2 protein-coding genes are annotated in these 1,665 nt (G+C 47.3%); one reads left to right on the top strand and one right to left on the bottom strand.

Going from position 1 to position 1,665, the window contains the following annotated elements; translation table 11 throughout:
• Positions 1 to 193: hypothetical protein (locus IBX50_RS20465; RefSeq protein WP_292258260.1), on the top strand; the 193-nt coding region annotated here is incomplete at its 5' end.
• A gap of 64 nt (positions 194 to 257) precedes the next feature.
• Here IBX50_RS20465 and IBX50_RS20460 read toward each other — a convergent pair.
• Positions 258 to 1,665, bottom strand: a 1,408-nt coding sequence (locus tag IBX50_RS20460; protein ID WP_292258259.1) for a cyclic nucleotide-binding domain-containing protein, incomplete at its 5' end; no start/stop codon positions are given.

The raw sequence follows: 1,665 nt of genomic DNA, 5'->3' as shown, positions 1-1,665 counted from the left end.
GTTGGGTGAGATGAACCCGGATCAGTTGTGGGACACTACAATGAACCCTGAAACACGCCGTATGTTGCGTGTCACCATTGAGGATGCCGTAGCGGCAGATATGATGTTTAACACCCTGATGGGTGATGAGGTTGAGCCACGTCGTCACTTCATTGAAGCCAATGCCTTGTCAGTATCTAACCTTGATATCTGAAATGGCCTGTTAGAAAAAAACCGGAGGCTGATGCTTCCGGTTTTTTTTTGAGTCCAGCACTAGGTTAAGCGCGTAGGCGGGTAGCCAGTACCTTGCACATTCCCAACAATATTTGTGGTCGTTGCATCACCAGGCTATGAAAGCGTAGTTTGTCGAGTTTCAGCAACTCACTGTCCTCACTTGCAATGGCCGTTGCTGAGCGAGGCAACTCATCCAATAGCGCCATTTCACCGACGGGTTGTCCTGCCCCCAGCCTGGCCAGCAAAAGATTTTCACCCTTCGCATTCTGACGACTGACAGCTATTTCACCTGCGACGAGAATATACAAGCAGTCACCAGGATCTCCTTCGCTGAATAGATATTCACCAGCACTGATCTTACGACTTCTCAGTTGAGCATCCAGTGACTGTAAATCATCCAGACTGAGTTCTGCAAAAAGCGGAACCTGATGCAAGAGTTCCAGACGTTCCATAAGTGAAGCTCCAACGTATTTTCGGGATGAGTCAGAATTACTTAGGCTGAGGTAGACTTCAGCCATTTTTTTCATCCAGGGATCAGGTACTTCTTTTAACAGATTAATCATATCCTGATCGATGTGACGATTGCTTTTCAGTATTGCCTTAAGACTGATACGAGGTAAAGGCTCAAAAACCAGACTCAACCAGTAGGTTAAGTGCCGCTGAGGAATCAAGCTCAGGGTTTCCAGCGCCTGGGCTTTCTGGCGAGAGTCACCGGCATATAAACGTGTTTCTATGCCTTGCAGGGTATTTTTCTCATCAAAAGGACGTAAAAGCTCAAGCAGCAGGCATTGTGCCCTGTGCCTATAGTTCTCCGTGACTAGATGGATCAGATGGCGAACCAGCGGATGTTTAACTCTGCTTCTCAGGCTGTAACCACTGTAAAGTCGAATCAGTGGGTTCCCCCAATACTTCCGAAACCAGACCACCAGTAAAATACTGATACGATCATTCAGCGGTGGGAGTGCTCTAATGAAAAGGATCAAAGAATCCAGTGGGTGATTGGTTAATTTTGGCAGCATGTACATCAGCACTTTACGCAGCTGACGATCATCCAGGGCATGAATGTAGGGAAGTACCTGCTGTGCTGTAGAGGGTTGATGCAGCTGTGTAAGCCACTGGTTCATTTTCCCCTTGGTCAGCTTGATATCATCGAGTGATACCTTCTCAAACTGTGAGTCGCGGGAATAATTGGCAGCTGTGTAACTGTGCATCCCTCTGGCTCTGGGTTGAAGCTCACCATTATATGTACCGCTAAGTTGCAAGGTGCCTTGACTCACCTGATTCTTAAGGTTCTGCTCATAACTCTGACCTGCACGCCAGTGAATCAGCAGCAGTGCAACGGATAACAAACCACCCAGAATAGCCAGGTGTAACAATGAGAACAAAGGTTCAATAAACAACAGCAGCACACCGGATAAACCGAGAGCTACAGGATAAACAATGCCGTCATTA

The sequence above is a fragment of the Marinospirillum sp. genome, assembly GCF_014859565.1.
The sequence above is the reverse complement of the archived record's forward strand: the minus strand, read 5'-3'. Positions and strand labels throughout refer to the sequence as shown.